This window comes from Shewanella gaetbuli, from assembly GCF_023284065.1.
GTDB classification, from domain to species: domain Bacteria; phylum Pseudomonadota; class Gammaproteobacteria; order Enterobacterales; family Shewanellaceae; genus Shewanella; species Shewanella gaetbuli.
In genome coordinates, this window is record NZ_JAKIKP010000018.1 from 1 (window position 1) to 14,890 (window position 14,890).

At 40.1% G+C, this 14,890-nt stretch carries 14 protein-coding genes and 4 tRNA genes; 4 read left to right on the forward strand and 14 right to left on the reverse strand.

Going from position 1 to position 14,890, the window contains the following annotated elements; genetic code table 11:
• Nucleotides 1–166 precede the first annotated feature (166 nt).
• The 12 genes from L2672_RS16460 to L2672_RS16515 form a co-directional block, all read right to left on the reverse strand.
• Nucleotides 167–242 (reverse strand) — tRNA-Lys (locus tag L2672_RS16460).
• A gap of 133 nt (nucleotides 243–375) precedes the next feature.
• Nucleotides 376–451, reverse strand: a tRNA-Lys gene (locus L2672_RS16465).
• A 133-nt stretch (nucleotides 452–584) separates the two neighbouring features.
• Nucleotides 585–660, reverse strand: a tRNA-Lys gene (locus L2672_RS16470).
• Nucleotides 661–703: 43 nt separating this feature from the next.
• Nucleotides 704–779: transfer RNA gene (locus L2672_RS16475), tRNA-Lys, on the reverse strand.
• Between the two features lie 264 nt (nucleotides 780–1,043).
• The gene (ybgF, locus tag L2672_RS16480; RefSeq protein ID WP_248996942.1) at nucleotides 1,044–1,775 is read right to left on the reverse strand and encodes a tol-pal system protein YbgF; all 732 of its coding nucleotides are present in this window, start codon (nucleotides 1,773–1,775) and stop codon (nucleotides 1,044–1,046) included.
• Between the two features lie 51 nt (nucleotides 1,776–1,826).
• Entirely contained in the window at nucleotides 1,827–2,372 is a 546-nt protein-coding gene (pal, locus tag L2672_RS16485) for a peptidoglycan-associated lipoprotein Pal (protein WP_248996943.1), read from the reverse strand.
• Nucleotides 2,373–2,396: 24 nt separating this feature from the next.
• A complete protein-coding gene (gene tolB / locus L2672_RS16490) occupies nucleotides 2,397–3,725 on the reverse strand; it encodes a Tol-Pal system beta propeller repeat protein TolB (protein WP_248996944.1) in 1,329 nt (442 codons plus the stop codon).
• A gap of 63 nt (nucleotides 3,726–3,788) precedes the next feature.
• Nucleotides 3,789–4,727: a cell envelope integrity protein TolA gene (gene tolA / locus L2672_RS16495; RefSeq protein WP_248996945.1), complete on the reverse strand. Its 939-nt coding sequence runs from the start codon at nucleotides 4,725–4,727 to the stop codon at nucleotides 3,789–3,791.
• Nucleotides 4,728–5,156, reverse strand: coding sequence for a protein TolR (gene tolR, locus L2672_RS16500; RefSeq protein ID WP_248996946.1), 429 nt, complete (start codon nucleotides 5,154–5,156; stop codon nucleotides 4,728–4,730).
• Nucleotides 5,156–5,845 (reverse strand): protein TolQ, encoded by a 690-nt coding sequence (tolQ, locus tag L2672_RS16505; protein WP_248996947.1) that lies wholly within the window; start codon nucleotides 5,843–5,845, stop codon nucleotides 5,156–5,158. Before tolQ ends, tolR begins: the two co-directional genes overlap by 1 nt.
• Nucleotides 5,835–6,236, reverse strand: coding sequence for a tol-pal system-associated acyl-CoA thioesterase (gene ybgC, locus L2672_RS16510; RefSeq protein WP_248996948.1), 402 nt, complete (start codon nucleotides 6,234–6,236; stop codon nucleotides 5,835–5,837). Before ybgC ends, tolQ begins: the two co-directional genes overlap by 11 nt.
• A gap of 877 nt (nucleotides 6,237–7,113) precedes the next feature.
• On the reverse strand, nucleotides 7,114–7,983 hold the full coding sequence (locus L2672_RS16515; protein WP_248996949.1) for a flagellar protein MotY: 870 nt from the start codon (nucleotides 7,981–7,983) through the stop codon (nucleotides 7,114–7,116).
• A 185-nt stretch (nucleotides 7,984–8,168) separates the two neighbouring features.
• Here L2672_RS16515 and rnt point away from each other — a divergent pair, with 185 nt between their 5' ends.
• On the forward strand, nucleotides 8,169–8,831 hold the full coding sequence (rnt, locus tag L2672_RS16520) for a ribonuclease T (RefSeq protein WP_248996950.1): 663 nt from the start codon (nucleotides 8,169–8,171) through the stop codon (nucleotides 8,829–8,831).
• 66 nt (nucleotides 8,832–8,897) lie between these two features.
• On the opposite strand, the gene L2672_RS16525 is transcribed toward rnt, so the two are convergent.
• Entirely contained in the window at nucleotides 8,898–9,503 is a 606-nt protein-coding gene (locus tag L2672_RS16525; RefSeq protein WP_248996951.1) for a peroxiredoxin, read from the reverse strand.
• A 1,410-nt stretch (nucleotides 9,504–10,913) separates the two neighbouring features.
• Here L2672_RS16525 and L2672_RS16530 point away from each other — a divergent pair.
• A complete protein-coding gene (locus L2672_RS16530) occupies nucleotides 10,914–12,239 on the forward strand; it encodes a Na+/H+ antiporter family protein (RefSeq protein ID WP_248996952.1) in 1,326 nt (441 codons plus the stop codon).
• Between the two features lie 88 nt (nucleotides 12,240–12,327).
• Here the strand turns inward: L2672_RS16530 and upp are convergent, their stop codons facing one another.
• Entirely contained in the window at nucleotides 12,328–12,954 is a 627-nt protein-coding gene (upp, locus tag L2672_RS16535; protein WP_248996953.1) for a uracil phosphoribosyltransferase, read from the reverse strand.
• A gap of 239 nt (nucleotides 12,955–13,193) precedes the next feature.
• On the opposite strand from upp, the gene purM reads away from it, so the two are divergent.
• Both purM and purN read left to right on the forward strand, forming a co-directional pair.
• A complete protein-coding gene (purM, locus tag L2672_RS16540) occupies nucleotides 13,194–14,231 on the forward strand; it encodes a phosphoribosylformylglycinamidine cyclo-ligase (RefSeq protein ID WP_248996954.1) in 1,038 nt (345 codons plus the stop codon).
• A complete protein-coding gene (purN, locus tag L2672_RS16545; protein WP_248996955.1) occupies nucleotides 14,231–14,875 on the forward strand; it encodes a phosphoribosylglycinamide formyltransferase in 645 nt (214 codons plus the stop codon). Before purM ends, purN begins: the two co-directional genes overlap by 1 nt.
• Nucleotides 14,876–14,890: the final 15 nt, after the last annotated feature.

Sequence of the window (14,890 nt, forward strand, 5' to 3'; positions counted from 1 at the left end):
AGCCAACTGCTCTACCGACTGAGCTAACGACCCATCTTGGTTTTGCTAACCTTACAGATTAGACTGGAACAAAAGCCAACTGTCTATGTTTCAAGACCGACTGAGCTAACGACCCATTATAGAAAAATCTATAAACCTTAAATTCTTTAGCCACTATTTAAGAAAGTGGTGGGTCGTGAAGGATTCGAACCTTCGACCAATTGGTTAAAAGCCAACTGCTCTACCGACTGAGCTAACGACCCATCTTAGTTTTGCTAATCTTAATAATTAGGCTGGAACAAAAGCCAACTGTCTATGTTTCAAGACCGACTGAGCTAACGACCCATTATAGAAAAATCTATAAACCTTAAATTCTTTAGCCACTATTTAATAAAGTGGTGGGTCGTGAAGGATTCGAACCTTCGACCAATTGGTTAAAAGCCAACTGCTCTACCGACTGAGCTAACGACCCATCTTAGTTTTGCTAACCTTACAGATTAGGCTGGAACAAAAGCCAACTGTCTATGTTTCAAGACCGACTGAGCTAACGACCCATTATAGAAAAATCTATAAACCTTAAATTCTTTAACCACTATTTAAGAAAGTGGTGGGTCGTGAAGGATTCGAACCTTCGACCAATTGGTTAAAAGCCAACTGCTCTACCGACTGAGCTAACGACCCATCTTAGATAAAACTTAAATTCTTTAGCCACTATTTAAGAAAGTGGTGGGTCGTGAAGGATTCGAACCTTCGACCAATTGGTTAAAAGCCAACTGCTCTACCGACTGAGCTAACGACCCATCTTAATTTTATTAACCGTAAATGGTTAACTGGAACAAAAGCCAACTGTCTATGTTTCAAGACCGACTGAACTAACGACCCAAACGTTATTGCTAACGCAGAATTCAAATCAATATTTGAGTTAAATTCTTTCTCAAAACAGCTGTGCTGTTCTGAGGGCGCCTATAATACCGTTTTCATTTTGTCATGCAAGTCCAAATTTCTAATTTCTTGTTGTTTGCATGAAAAACAGCCTAAGAGGCTGTTTTTTGACTTTATTGCAACTATAAAGCGGACAACTGTTGTTGTGCTAAACGCGCTGAAGCACTATTTGGATATTCTTTTAGTACTTTATTATAGAACGCTTTTGCTTCTGTCTGATTATTATCTTTCTCAGCAATCATGCCTAACTTAACCAAGCTATCACCACGTTTATTGGAATCAGCAAAATCAACCACAACCGTATTAAAAGCTTTTTTAGCTTCTGCATTCTCACCTTTATTAAATAATAGCTGCCCTAACCAATAGTTAGCATTGGCTGCAAAGCTAGATTGCGGATATTGTTTAATAAAATTACGAAATGCCGGAATCGCTTCATCGTATTTGCGCTCTTTGAGCACTAGATTCACAGCCGCTTCATAACTGCCTGTTTCACCTAAGCTAGATGTTGCTGCAACATCCGTAGTGACTGAATTTTCAGTCGAGGCAACAGGAACTGCAGCTTTGGTCGATAGATTGGCAATTTCTTCATAAAGCTGACGTTGACGTTCCAACATCTGATTCAGTTGATAGTTTTGCTGCTCAGTAATACCCCGTAAATCAAGCACTTCTTTTTGCAATGCATCTAAGCGGCGTTGAGTATCAAACTCGCTTTGCTGTTTAGCTTTTATAATTCGTTCTAAACGCGCAACACGCTCATCACTTGAACCACCTGCAACATCCTCAACGGGAGCAGGCGCAGCAACTGCTGTACCTGCACCTAAGAACATTGCCGTAATTAATACGGCTCGTTTCATTATTCACTCCTAAATTGGCCAGTGATAAACTGGCCGTCCTTGACTGTAAACTTAATAAACTAGAACACCACGACGGTTTTTAGCAAAACCTTCATCAGTACGAGAGAAATCTAATGGTTTCTCTTCACCATAACTAACAATGCTCATTTGGCTAGGTTGAACACCCATGCCTTGTAAGTATTTTGCAATGGCTTTCGCACGTCGCTCACCCAGTGCAATATTGTACTCTGGAGTACCACGTTCATCAGCATGGCCTTCAATTAAAACACGTACATTTGGGTGTTCAACTAAGTAGTTACCGTGTGCCATTAATATTTCAGCATTTTCACTTTGCAGCTCACTACGGTCAAAGTCGAAATAAATAATATTTTGGCGACGTAATTCTTGTTCTTTTAAACGCTTTTGCTCAGCAGGACTCAATACTTCTGCTGCCCCACCTGTTACAACACCGCCATTTTCATATTGACCGCTAGTGGTAGAACCGTTAGTTGATGAACCACTGGCATCAGTTTCAGAGTCTGAAGTTGAGCTACAAGCACCCAGTGCCAATAGGGGAACTGCAACTACCATAGCTTTGAACAACTTATTCAGATTCATGTTAATTCCTTATTCTTTCTTAAATTATAGAAATGGAGACCAAGCGGGTGATTTAACCTCGCCTTGTCCTACTGGTAACCTAGCCTTGAAGCGTCCATCTGTTGAAACAGCGGCAAGAACTTGTTTACCTTGATGCGTAGTACCGTAGATAACCATAGTGCCATTTGGAGCAACGCTGGGTGATTCATCTAAACGAGTTGATGATAACACTTGCATAAAGCGCGTCGCCAAATCCATTCTAGCAATATTAAAGTTTCCGTTAGTACGATTGACAAAGATCATGCTGCGACCATCAGGAGTAATAGAGCCCCCTAAATTCCATTCGCCTTCAAAAGTCATTCGGGTGACTTTGTTTGTATCCAAATCAACTTTATATAACTGCGGTCTACCACCTCTTTCAGAGGTAAACAACAGAGACTTGCCATCAGGGAACCATGATGCCTCTGTATCAATAGCATAATGGTCTGTCACTCGCTTAATCGCTTTGGTTGCAATATCAATGGTATAGATTTCAGGTTGACCATCTTTAGATAACGTCACGGCCAGCTTTTTCCCATCAGGTGAAAATGCCGGTGCACCATTAATACCATCAAAACTACTGACCTTAGTTCGCGCTTGAGTGTAGATATCTTGAACAAATATTTCTGCTTTACGGTTTTCAAAGCTCACATAGGCTAAGCGACGGCCGTCTGGAGACCATGTTGGCGACATTAATGGCTCAGGAGAGCGTAAAAGCATTTGCTCGTTATAACCGTCATAATCAGAAATCATTAAATGATAAGGAGACTTTTCACCTTGCTTTACAACTACGTAGGCAATACGCGTTAAAAAGGCTCCACGAATGCCAGTAAGTTTTTCGTACACAACGTCACTGATACGATGTGCATATTGTCTAAATTGGCTTGCTGAGATTACAGTTTCACGGCTTTCAAGTAATAATTCACTCGCATTAACTGGTCCTTTACCTGCTTGAAGTTGAGCCTTAACAATATCAATTAACTCGAATGTCACTAAAAATTGATCTGCGCCATACGGTTTTACCGAACCGACAATAACAGCATCAGCAACCACACTTGACCAGCTATCCACTTTAAATTGATTAACATCACTAATATTGCCCTGTGGTAATGAGCGAGTGTCTAACGGTTGAAATGTACCACTGCGGCTTAAATCTGACATGACCACGTCAGAAATAGACTCAGGAATAGCGCCCTCACCTTGCCAAACAAACGGGACAACCGCGATAGGCCTGGCTTGATCAACCCCTTCTGTAATCACAATATCTAATGCTGCGCGTGCAGGCATTGTTAATACCACACTGACTAACACAAACCATTTAACCAACTTTTTCATGAGACTCCTTCGCACAAACTTCGCTTTTAATGCATTATTTAATATCGGTAACTCAATAAAATACTAATTGAATTCGGGTGATACTAATAAATTAATTTCTTTTAATTTGTTGTAAACATCGGGTTCGTTAGACACAGGTAAACGACCCGCTTTGTTGATGGCCGCTTTAGCAGCTCGACAAACAACTTGATCACCTTCAAGTGTTTGGCTCGATATCACTAATCCATCCGGAGCTAAACGAATAAATACTCGACAATTTTTACCCCGCATATTCTCATCAACCACAAGGTTACGTTGAATAGTGGCTCTGATCATTGCAGTAAAACGACCGACTTCTGATAAAACTTGTTTATTACGTGTTTGCGACAAGGCTGCTTGCTCCGCGGCTAACGCATCAGCCATTTCTTGCTCTTGACGCGCTTTTTCTGCTTCACGCTGTTTGCGCTTACGTTCTTCTTCCGCTTTACGTTTGCGTTCTTCTTCAGCCTTTTTAGCCGCAGCTTCTTCTTGCCTACGTTTTTCCGCTGCTTTTTTCGCAGCCTCTTCAGCAGCTATACGTTCTTGTTCTTTTTGCTTTCTGAGCTTTTCAGCTTGCTGAGCACGCTCTTTCTCTTGCTGCTGTTTAATTTTAGCCGCTTTTGCTGCTTCATTTGCTTTTTGAGTTTCTAATTCTTTTTGTTTGCGCTGAATTTCAAGATTCTTAATTCTTTGCTGTTCTTGTTCACGAGCTTTTCTAGCCTCATTTGCTTGACGTTCAAGCTCAGCTTGACGCGCCTTTTCTTTATTCTCGGCATCTTGCTTTTGCTTTTTTAACTTCTCAACATGATCATTAATCCGTTGTTGGTCAACGACCACAGCTTGAATAGCCGGAGCACTAGCGGCTTGTGGCGTAGGCTTTGGTTTGTCATCAAAACTCACGCCTAAAGCTAAAATGACAATCGCCCCTATATGCACACCAGCTGAAATCGCTAACGGGATTTTAAGATCTGATTGACTAGCCACCTATTTCTCCTTGGGTGAATCTGTCATTAGCCCAACAGCAGGCACACCCGCTTGCTGTAAGCTAACCATAAGTTGAATCACGCTTTCATAAGCAATACTTCTATCGGCTTTAACAACAACAGGCCTTTCAGGCTCGAGTTGAATCATCGCGCCCACCTGAATAGACACTTCTTCCAAATCTAAAGGTTCATTGTTTGAACCACTGCCGACGTTTAAGTAGTAGTCACCTGCCGCATCAATAGAAGCCACTATGGGTGGCTTACTTTCTGGAGGTAACGTTTCAGCTTTACCTTGTGGTAACTCAACTTTGACGCCTTGAGACACAATGGGTGCAGTCACCATAAAGATGATTAACAGCACTAACATGACGTCAATGTAAGGCACTACATTAATTTCTGCTATAGGTCTGCGACGCTTACGTTGATACATTACACCGCTTCCTTGTCGCTATAAGCTTGGCGTTGCAAAATATTTGAAAACTCTTCCATAAAGTTGGCATAAGCTGACTCTAACTTTTCAACTTGAGTCGCAAAGCGGTTATAGGCAATAACAGACGGAATAGCCGCAAACAATCCCATTGCGGTAGCAATCAAGGCTTCGGCAATACCCGGCGCGACCATCGCTAAAGTGGCATTTTCAACCGCACCTAAGGCAATAAAGGAGTTCATAATCCCCCAAACCGTACCAAACAAACCAATATATGGACTCGTTGAACCGATAGTCGCTAATAAAGGTAGGTTATTTTCTAATTTTTCTAGCTCTCTTGATAAGCTCACACGCATGGCTCTAGAGGTGCCATCCATAACTGCTTCAGGTGATTTACTATTCACTTTAATCAGACGAGAGTACTCTTTAAAGCCAGCAACAAACATCGCCTCAAGACCACCATTGTTATCACCTCTGACCGACAACTCTTTATAAAGACGATTTAAGTCAACACCTGACCAAAAAGTATCTTCAAACTTTGCTGAGCGTACTCTTGCTGATGTTAGCAATTTTCGACGCTGAAGAATGACCGCCCATGATGCTATGGACAATCCTAATAAAGTCAACATAACTAGCTTTACTAAAACACTGGCTTGTAAAAACAATCCAATAAAAGAAATGTCAGCGTGCACGATTAAACTCCTGAACTATATTTTGTGGGATGGCTCTTGGGCGCATTTTTGATAAAGATATACAGGCTACAGTGACTGTCGCGTCACAATAACAGGTTCCCGATTCATCTATCAGTTGCTGATGAAATACCATTGATGCTTTTTTTAATAACACAATACGCGACTCAACAATTAAGTCCTGTTCGAATCTTGCCGCTTGGCGAAAATCTAATTCAGCATGTTTCACCACAAAAGCAATATCGTCACCTAATAATGTTATTTGACTCACACCCATTGCTTTTAACCATTGAGTGCGTGCTCGCTCAAAAAAATTAAGATAATTTGAATGATACACAACACCACCAGCATCGGTGTCTTCATAATAAACAGTAATAGGCCAATTAAATGTCATTGTGCGTTTTAATTTTATGAATAAAAGTTGGCTTACTATACCGAGTACAAGGCACGTTGTGAATCACCCTCATTATGAAATAATGACCAATTTCAGCTTAAAAATCGCAAAAATGTCATTTATAAGCCTAATTGATATCAAGATGAAGATTTATTAATGTTTTATGAGTTAAAACATGACAAATCCAATGCGAAAAGTTGTTTATTTAATAAGCTTTAACTGGGTTTTAAATGCTAACAAAGCGTCTAAAGGGCCGCATTCAGCTTCTTGTCTTTGACGACACCCAAAAAACTCACCGCATTGATATCATCATTTCAAACACAATGCGTGCTAGGCATATTTAACACTAAAGCGATAACTTAAATGAGGACTTAAATGAGGACTAAGCTGAGAATCTTAAACTGGGAACAAAAATTTTTTATATATTTTCTGGTAAATTCAAAAGCTAAAATACCAAAGACTCTTTTTATTAACAAATGCAACCTACCAACAATGCAGCTTATCCGAATATTTATGCAGCAAGTGGTAGGATATTGGCTGTAAACCAGTGTAAATAGTCATTTACCAATAATATATGATTAACCCCACCCAATAAAGGATTAGAAAAACTAATGCTTTATCGAAATTTTTCTAGTTTGTGCGTTTAGAGTATTAAATCTATTATAGCCTTGTTTTCGGGACACATCGATTTGATGTAGAAAACAATGAACTTCAGATTAGAGTTATTTAACTTTAGTCTATTCCAGTTCTTATGCTTGACTTCCTTCCTTCAATTTGTTGATTGCAAATTATTTGGCCCACTCAATTTGAGTGGGCTTTTTTTTGCTTTGTGCCATAAAAAAGCCTGAACAATGTCAGGCTATGTGAGAATAATTCTTTAAATTGGCTTAGTTATTTTAATCACAACTCTTCTATTAACCTGTCTCTCTGCGGCAAGGTCATTTCCAGATACATGTCGTTTTTCACCATGCCCTTCAGTAATAATACGATCCATCGATATTCCACTGGCAACCAGTAAATCTTTAACTGAATCAGCTCGCTTATCAGACACCCGTTGATTAATACTGCGGCCACCATAACTATCGGTATAAGCATTAACCACAACAAGCTCTACGTCTTGGTCATAAGAAAGATACTCTTGCACCTTTTTAAGCTGATATTTTGAGAAGCGTGTTAATTCTGTACCGCCCTCTTTATAATTTAATACTGTAAAAGCAATATCTTCAAAGCTATAGGGTAATAGGTTTGCTAAGCAAGAGCGAAACTCACGATACTTACTACCAAAGTTAGCGGCAGAAATACCCACAGCTACTTTATGGCTGTCATCATACCAATCAGCATAATAAAATGTCGGTTCTCGACCTTGGCTCAATTCATTCAACATCGTCCAGGCCGCTTTTTTAGGTACTTCACCATTAAATTGCTTTTGGTAACTTAATGAGGTGATTTGTTTAGCTGCATCTCCAGGACGCCATTTAGGGGCACGGCTGATCAATTTAGCGTCCGTTACCGCATCAGGTTTGGCCCACATATCTAGGGTAAATAATAGGTTTAACTCTTTGCCTGCTCGACTGGTAAATACTGCTTTACCATAATCTGGAATATCATGCTCAAGTCTACATTCTATCGGGCTATTTTCACCCACTTGCCAAGATGAATTTTCTAAAGTCGCAATATAATGGCGCAAATCAGCATTAGCACTAGCACAAATGCATAAACTTGAAATAAAGACTATTTTTAGCCACATAACATCACCCTTTAATTACATTACTTCCATACTATCGGCGAGCAATTAGATTTCTTAAACAATTTTTACCACTCAAACGAGCATCTTAATTCAGTTTGGGTATAATACCCCGCAAAAGGCTGTGACCATTGTTTGCACCTCATTCCCCACAGCAATAATTATGATAGACAAGGTAACTGAATTACATGAGCGACATTTGTGATAGCAATAAATTTAAGCATCGTTTCCGCGGTTATTATCCAGTGGTGATTGACGTTGAAACCGCAGGCTTTAATGCTAAAACCGATGCATTATTAGAAATAGCGGTCACAATGTTAAAAATGGACGACAATGGTGTGCTTCATATTGATAAAACACTTCATTATCATATAGAGCCATTTGAAGGTGCCAACCTAGAACCTGAAGCCCTTGCTTTTAATGGAATTGATCCATCTAACCCTTTACGAGGCGCAGTAGATGAGAAAAGTGCTTTTTTAGAAATTTTCAAGGAAGTGAAAAAGGCACAAAAAGCAGCAGACTGTCACAGAAGTATTGTTGTGGCTCACAATGCAGCATTTGATTTAGGCTTCGTCAATCAGTGTATTGAACGTAATAACTTGAAACGCTCGCCTTTTCATCCCTTTGCCAGTTTTGATACCGCCTCTTTAGCTGGTTTAGCCATTGGCCATACGGTATTAGCCAAAGCCTGTAAAATGGCGGGCATTGAATTTGATAATAAAGAAGCACATTCTGCCTTATATGATACCGAACGCACTGCAGAGTTATTTTGTTATATCGTCAATCGTTGGAAGCAATTAGGCGGCTGGCCGCTTGCACCTTCAGAGTCTGAGTCAGAAGAATCGGAATAAAGACGATTCAAATATCACGCATAAAAAAAGCTGCCCTTGGCAGCTTTTTTATTACAAAACTAATAATTATAGTTTGTCAGAATTGTCTTTTAAGTAAGCAGCAACACCGTCAGTGCTTGCAGTCATACCTTCATCACCTTTAGACCAACCCGCTGGACATACTTCACCGTGCTCTTCGTGGAATTGAAGTGCGTCGATCATACGTAGCATTTCATCAACGTTACGACCTAGTGGTAAGTCATTCACAACTTGGTGACGTACTTGACCTTCTTTGTCTACTAAGAAAGAACCACGGAAAGCAACGCCCGCTTCTGGATGCTCAACGTCATACGCTTTACAAATTTCATGTTTCACGTCAGCAACAAGAGTATATTTAACTTGGCCAATACCACCCTTCTCTACTGGAGTGTTACGCCATGCGTTATGAGTGAATTGTGAGTCAATAGACACACCAATAACTTCAACACCACGCTTAGTGAACTCTTCCATGCGGTGGTCAAAAGCAATAAGCTCAGATGGGCATACAAAAGTGAAATCTAAAGGATAGAAAAAGATAACTGTTGGCTTACCTTTAATTGCAGTTGCAAGGTTAAAGTTATCAACAATTTCACCAGAACCTAATACCGCAGCCGCAGTAAAATCAGGGGCAGGACGACCTACTAATACGCTCATTTTATATCTCCATTAATGGCTTTAATAAATTCCAAAGTTAAAACATAGACTATGCTTTAACGCAATGTGCTATACCATACCCTTTATTTGTGACATAGATAAGAGGTTTTGAATGAAAAATATTTTACCTGTCTAAAAAGGCAACATTTTTTGAGAGTTAAGCCATCATGCCGCTTTGCTCTAGCCGAAATTTGTATATTTACCGAGCCCACATCCACCATCGACGAACCCAAAAACCGCCATCCTCAAGCCTAAAAACCGCCATCGTCGAACCCACAACCGTCATCCTCGAGATCTTTTATCGAGGATCTGCTTTCCTCTGTAAACGAATAACAATAGATTCCGGCTCAAAAGCTTTACCGGAATGACGGGGTTATTACTTGAATGACGGGGTTATTACTTGAATGACGGGGTTAATTAACATCAACAAACTCATCAATAATCATCCTCAAGCCTAAAAACCATCATCCTCGAATCCACAGCCACCATCGTCGAACCCCAAACCGCCATCGTCGAACCCCAAACCGCCATCGTCGAATCCACAAACCGTCATCCTCGAGATCTTTTATCGAGGATCTGCTTTCCTCTTTAAGCGAATAACAATAGATTCCGGCTCAAAAGCTTTGCTGGAATGACGAGGTTATTACTTGAATAACGGGGTTAATTAACATCAACAAACTCATCAATAATCATCCTCAAACCTAAAAACCACCATCGTCGAACCCACAAACCGTCATCCTCGAGATCTTTTATCGAGGATCTGCTTTCCTCTTTAAGCGAATAACAATAGATTCCGGCTCAAAAGCTTTACCGGAATGACGGGGTTATGACTTGAATGACGGGAGCTTGTCGGAATAACTAGAGTTGGTTATTATCGTAATGACGACGTTATAGCCGGAATAACGGGGTTAATTAACATCAACAAACTCATCAATAATCATTCTCAAGCCTAAAAACCGCCATCGTCGAACCCCAAACCGTCATCCTCGAGATCTTTTATCGAGGATCTGCTTTCCTCTGTAAACGAATAACAATAGATTCCGGTACAAAAGCTTTACCGGAATGACGGGTTAATTACCGGAATGACGGGGTTATTACTTGAATGACGGGTTCTTGTCGGAATAACTAGAGTTGCTTGTTTTGGCCCTCATCTTTATTTGCTACTTTTGTGCTATTTCTTGTTTATACAGAAGATAAGTAATAAATAGGTTAATCACTGGATAACTAGAGCCAATTAACTGTCTTGTTAGCCATCTCAAACAGAATATTCACATTCATAAATACATGTAAGCTAAACCCTGCTCACAATTGCCAATAATATAGTCAAAAGTCGATGCTTTGCTGGACAAGTCTGTGAATACAAGTCATAAATAAACGTTTTACTGTATTACAAAAAGAAATTACAAGAATATGAATGCTGTTGTTATTGCTGTTTGCTTAATGCTTGCATTAAGTTTTGCTCGAATAAATGTGGTTATCGCATTAACGATAAGTGCGTTAGTTGCCGGATTAGTGGGTGGACTTGATATACACCAAACCATTGCATCTTTTAATGATGGCCTAGGTGGGGGGGCGCAAATAGCATTGAGTTATGCCTTGCTTGGCGCATTTGCTGCGGCACTTTCTCATTCTGGGTTAACCACCTATATCTCACACTCAATCATCAAAAAGCTGGGTAAAGAACCCAATAGCACCAATACCAACGTTGTTCGTTGGACTTTACTCATTGCTATTTTAGCTATGGCGGTTTCATCTCAAAATATTTTACCCATTCATATCGCCTTTATTCCTATTTTAATTCCACCTTTATTGCATGTTATTTCTGCATTAAAAATTGATAGACGCCTGATAGCGTGTATCTTAACTTTCGGTCTTGTCACTACTTATATGATTTTACCAATAGGATTTGGTGGCATATTTTTAAATGACATCTTATTAGCGAACTTGAACAACAATGGCTTAGAGGCGGTACATGCTCAAGTACCACAAGCTATGCTGTTACCTGCTTTAGGTATGGTTTCTGGCTTATTGGTTGCCATTTTTATAACTTATCGTAAACCAAGAGAATATAAAGTCATTGCTGCTGAAGCTAATCAAGACATTACAGATAGTGGAATTAATAAGAAAAGTATCATCATTTCTCTGGTCGCGATTGTGTCCACCTTAGTGGTGCAACTACAAACAGACTCGATGATTTTTGGTGCGTTAACCGGTTTTATTATTTTTAGATTTTCAGGCATCATCAAACAAAATGTAGGCCAAGACTTGTTTAATCAAGGTGTTCACATGATGGCGAACATTGGTTTTATTATGATTGCCGCCGCCGGTTTTGCTGCGGTTGTTAAATCAACGGGTGAAGTGAACACCCTCGTCACTTCATTGGGCGATATCATCGGTGACAATAAAGCGCTTGCAGCCATGTTAATGCTGATTGTGGGTTTATTAATTACCATGGGAATTGGTTCTTCATTCTCAACTATCCCAATTATTGCCACTATTTATGTGCCACTTGCATTAAGTTTCGGCTTTTCAGTTCCGGCAACCATTGCTTTAGTCGGTACTGCTGCCGCGCTGGGTGATGCTGGTTCTCCTGCTTCAGATTCAACCTTAGGCCCAACGGCAGGTTTGAATGTTGATGGCCAACATGACCATATTCGCGACAGTGTGATCCCAACATTTGTTCACTACAACCTACCCCTACTTGGCTTTGGTTGGTTAGCTGCAATGGTGTTGTAGCCGCTTCATAATCTTACTGATACAAAAATGGGAGCTAAAAAGCTCCCATTTTTTATTAATACGGTAATTTCATCCTTAAAATCTTTGGCTATTTGGTACCAAAAATCTTATCACCAGCATCGCCTAAGCCTGGTAAAATATAACCTTGCTCATTTAAGCAATCATCAATGGCTGCTGTATATAATTCAATATCTGGATGAGCTTCTTCTAACGCTTTAATGCCTTCAGGTGCGGCTACCAACACCAATGCTTTAATTGAAGTGCAACCGCGCTCTTTTAATAAATCGATAGTTGAAATCATTGAGCCACCTGTGGCTAACATTGGGTCAACGACTAATGCGATACGCTCTTCAACATTGCTAACTAACTTTTCAAAGTAAGGCACAGGCTCAAGGGTTTCTTCATCACGATAAATTCCCACGACAGAAATACGCGCACTCGGAATATGCTCAAGAACACCATCCATCATGCCTAAGCCCGCACGTAGAATGGGGACTACGGTAACTTTTTTACCTTTAATCTGGTCAACTTCAACTGGACCATTCCAGCCATTAATGGTCACTCTTTCAATTTCAAAGTCTGCGGTCGCTTCATAAGTTAATAAAGAGCCAACTTCAGTAGCAAGTTCACGAAAACGTTTAGTACTAATATCGGCTTCACGCATTAAGCCAACTTTATGACGAATTAAAGGATGTTTTACTTCTACTATTTTCATTTCTCTCTCCCAGCTTTGAATATTTATAGCCAAATTTAATAAATGTTAGTGCATTTATCCTATCTATAAAACATAAAGTTTTACAAAAGCAGTAAATCGTGAGCTAAGCCAATAAAAATCGACCAATTAGATGTTTTATATAGCGGATAAAACAAAATCACCGCTTTCGAGTAGCATCACAAGCTGATAGAATACCGCCGCATAAAATCCCTAAAACGATGTACCCGAGAGGATCCTCCGTGAGCACTCCTACACCTTTAAGTTACAAAGACGCCGGCGTTGATATTGATGCAGGTAACGCGTTAGTTAATAACATTAAATCTGCCGTAAAACGCACCCGTCGCCCTGAAGTTTTGGGCAACCTAGGGGGCTTCGGCGCATTATGTGAACTACCAACTAAATACAAACACCCTGTTTTGGTTTCTGGTACTGACGGAGTTGGTACAAAACTTCGCTTAGCTATCGACCATAAAAAACATGACACTGTGGGTGTTGACCTTGTTGCCATGTGTGTAAATGATTTAATCGTATCTGGCGCTGAGCCACTATTCTTCTTAGATTACTATGCCACTGGCAAGTTAGATGTTGATACCGCAACCTCTGTTGTTAACGGTATTGCTGAAGGCTGCTTCCAATCAGGTTGTGCATTAATTGGTGGTGAAACCGCTGAAATGCCAGGAATGTACGAAGGCGAAGATTACGATTTAGCTGGTTTTTGTGTTGGTGTTGCTGAAAAAGAAAACATCATTGATGGCACGAAAGTTAAAGCTGGCGACTCTCTTATAGCATTAGCTTCATCTGGCCCACACTCAAATGGCTATTCATTAATTCGTAAAGTTTTAGAAGTCAGCGGTGCTGATCCATTACAAGACCTTGCAGGTAAGCCATTAATTAACCATTTACTTGAGCCAACTAAAATTTATGTAAAATCTTTACTTAAATTATTAGAGCAAACAGAAGTACATGCTATGGCGCATATCACGGGTGGTGGCTTCTGGGAAAACATCCCTCGCGTATTACCAGAAGACTGCAAAGCCGTCGTTAAAGGTGATTCTTGGGAATGGCCTGTGGTATTTGACTGGTTAATGGAAAATGGCAACATTGCACAACGTGAAATGTACCTTACCTTTAACTGTGGTGTAGGCATGGTTATCGCATTACCAAGTGATAAAGTAGATTCTGCTTTAGCGTTATTAAATGCTGAAGGCGAGAATGCATGGTTGATTGGTGAAATTGCTAACCGCTCTGCTGATGAAGAGCAAGTGGAGATTATCTAATGTCTGCAACCTGCCGCATCGTGGTATTAATTTCTGGTAACGGTTCTAACTTACAGGCAATTTTAGATAGTTGTGATGACAATCTACAAGCCGAAGTGGTAGGCGTCATTAGCAATAAACCTGATGCTTATGGTCTGACTCGTGCTCATTACAGCGAAGTGGATACTAGCTGTGTTATTGTTCATAAAGATGAGTCGCGCGCCGAATATGATGCAAGATTGATTGATGCTGTTGAAAAGTATCAGCCTGATCTTATTGTATTAGCTGGATTTATGAGAATTTTAACTGATGATTTTGTTAATCGTTACTTAGGTAAAATGATTAATATTCATCCGTCACTATTACCCAAATATCCAGGGTTAAATACACATCAGCGCGCTATTGATGCTCAAGACTCTGAGCACGGTGCAAGCGTACATTTTGTCATTCCAGAACTCGACGCTGGACCAGTAATTTTACAAGCCAAAGTGCCTGTATACCAAGACGATGATGCGACTATTTTAGCGGCTAGAGTTCACGAACAAGAGCATGCTATTTATCCGCTAGTTGTAAAATGGTTTAGTTTAGGTCGTTTGGCTTTACAAAATAATCAGGCTTTCTTAGATGGTCAACTTATTGGTATTAATGGCTACGCTCCTGATTAAGGCATTTGTTAATTA

Bases quoted from the DNA above. Each gene is read 5' to 3' on its own strand.
- ybgF (WP_248996942.1), bottom strand. From the start codon at position 1,775: ATGAAACGAGCCGTATTAATTACGGCAATGTTCTTAGGTGCAGGTACA.
- pal (WP_248996943.1), bottom strand. From the start codon at position 2,372: ATGAATCTGAATAAGTTGTTCAAAGCTATGGTAGTTGCAGTTCCCCTA.
- tolB (WP_248996944.1), bottom strand. From the start codon at position 3,725: ATGAAAAAGTTGGTTAAATGGTTTGTGTTAGTCAGTGTGGTATTAACA.
- tolR (WP_248996946.1), bottom strand. From the start codon at position 5,156: ATGTATCAACGTAAGCGTCGCAGACCTATAGCAGAAATTAATGTAGTG.
- ybgC (WP_248996948.1), bottom strand. From the start codon at position 6,236: ATGACATTTAATTGGCCTATTACTGTTTATTATGAAGACACCGATGCT.
- L2672_RS16515 (WP_248996949.1), bottom strand. From the start codon at position 7,983: ATGTGGCTAAAAATAGTCTTTATTTCAAGTTTATGCATTTGTGCTAGT.
- rnt (WP_248996950.1), top strand. From the start codon at position 8,169: ATGAGCGACATTTGTGATAGCAATAAATTTAAGCATCGTTTCCGCGGT.
- L2672_RS16525 (WP_248996951.1), bottom strand. From the start codon at position 9,503: ATGAGCGTATTAGTAGGTCGTCCTGCCCCTGATTTTACTGCGGCTGCG.
- L2672_RS16530 (WP_248996952.1), top strand. From the start codon at position 10,914: ATGAATGCTGTTGTTATTGCTGTTTGCTTAATGCTTGCATTAAGTTTT.
- upp (WP_248996953.1), bottom strand. From the start codon at position 12,954: ATGAAAATAGTAGAAGTAAAACATCCTTTAATTCGTCATAAAGTTGGC.
- purN (WP_248996955.1), top strand. From the start codon at position 14,231: ATGTCTGCAACCTGCCGCATCGTGGTATTAATTTCTGGTAACGGTTCT.